At 70.9% G+C, this 1,581-nt stretch carries 1 protein-coding gene; it reads right to left on the bottom strand.

The genetic code is table 11. The features are described 5' to 3' along the window. Window positions 1–9 precede the first annotated feature (9 nt). Window positions 10–1,299 (bottom strand): IS110 family transposase, encoded by a 1,290-nt coding sequence (locus DWV20_RS09800; RefSeq protein ID WP_158566383.1) that lies wholly within the window; start codon window positions 1,297–1,299, stop codon window positions 10–12. Window positions 1,300–1,581: the final 282 nt, after the last annotated feature.

Below are 1,581 nucleotides of genomic sequence, written 5' to 3'. Positions count from 1 at the left end.
CTGACGCTCCTATTTGGCAAGGTGTTTTTTAGAATCCATTTTGCGCTCGGTCTCGAAGGCCCGCCTGTCCCAATCGAGCGGAAGTCCGGCCTCGACCCATGCCTCGTAGGCCCTCCTTATGGGCTTGAGCTCCCTTTGGCCCCTCTCCAGCATCGAGATGTACTTCTCGCTGGTGCCCAGTATGGACGCCGCCCTCACCTGGCTGACCTTCGCCGCGCGCCTGGCCGCCACGAGCTCCGAGGCGTCCTCGGGCCTCCTGATCTCGTGCGGGTGCATCAGCGCCCGGTACGCCTCCCTGGCCACGTAGCGCTTGAGGCACCTCATGACCTCCCTGTCGCTCTTTCCCCGCCCCCTGGCCCTCTCGGCGTACTCGGCGGTCTCGGGGTCGCGCATGACCCTCTGCCTCGCGATCTCGTGCAGCGCGCTGTTCGCCTGCCGGTCGCCGCCCCTGTTGAGCCTGTGCCTCACGGTCTTGCCGCTCGAGGCGGGGATGGGGCAGGCCCCGCATATCGCCGCGAACGACGCCTCGGAGCGCAGCCTGCCCGGGTTGTCCCCGGCCGCGACCGCGAGCTTGGCCGCGCTCACGGGCCCGCACCCGTACATCGCCAGCAGCGCGGGGCAGTTCTCCTCCAGGGACGCCTCGATCGCGCGCTCCATGTCGAGCGCCGCGTCGCGCGCCGCCGCCCACAGGTCCGCCAGCGCGCCGAGCGCGGCGCCCAGCGCGCCCTCGGCGCGCACGGAGGGGAGCTCCTCCATCAGCCTCGGCCCTCCCATGCCGCGGAACCTCGACCTGAGCCCCTCCGGCGCGGTGGTGAGCAGCGACCTCGCGGTGTTTATCGCCGAGGTCCGCGCCTTCACCGCCCCGGAGCGCGCCGCGAGCATGCAGCGCACCCCGTCGACCCACCCGTCCTGGCTCTTGGGGGTCCCGAGCTTCGAGCCGGACATCGCCGCGCGGGCGGCCCTCTCCGCGTCCGCCTCGTCGCACTTTCCCTGCCCCGGGCGCCTCCTCTGCGTCCTCGCCGGGGAGAGCGCCTCGCGCACGGGCATCCCCAGCGACGCGAGGTGCCTGGTGAGGCCCGCCCCGTAGGACGACGTCCCCTCCATCGCGACGCAGGCCGGCTCCCCGGCCGCCGCGATCGCCCCGGCGAGCGCCTCGTAGCCCGCCGCGTCGGCGGGGAACCGGCGGGACAGGACCCTGCGGCCCCTCCAGTCGAGGACGCACAGCCAGTGCGAGTCGGCGTGGGTGTCGACCCCGCAGAAGACCGGCCCGCGGGCGCCGGGTGTCGATTCGGTTCTCATGTCTCGCTCCGTTCTTTCCGTGCTCGCCTGGACCGGGCAGACGGCACACTGACGGGGCGCGATAGAATGCGGTTGTTCGGGTCCGCGGTATCGCTCCATGCTCCTATTAGGTCATGCGGCGGTCTCGGCTCGCCGCGGCCCGCGCGGGACATGTCAGGAAACGAGGGCAGCCCTGTGGGCGCCAGCGGAATGTGGGGTCACCGCGCGGTCCGCATCTGATGGTGTCGACGTCAATGGTATACGGGTGCATCATCGACGTCTTCAATACAGAAGATATCAGTG

Origin of the sequence: Collinsella sp. AF02-46-1, assembly GCF_003465825.1 — a bacterium.
In the GTDB taxonomy this organism is placed as follows: Bacteria; Actinomycetota; Coriobacteriia; order Coriobacteriales; family Coriobacteriaceae; genus Collinsella.
The sequence above is the reverse complement of the archived record's forward strand: the minus strand, read 5'-3'. Positions and strand labels throughout refer to the sequence as shown.

Excerpts from the sequence above, each read along its gene's own strand:
- DWV20_RS09800 (WP_158566383.1), bottom strand. The coding sequence starts at position 1,299 with ATGAGAACCGAATCGACACCCGGCGCCCGCGGGCCGGTCTTCTGCGGG.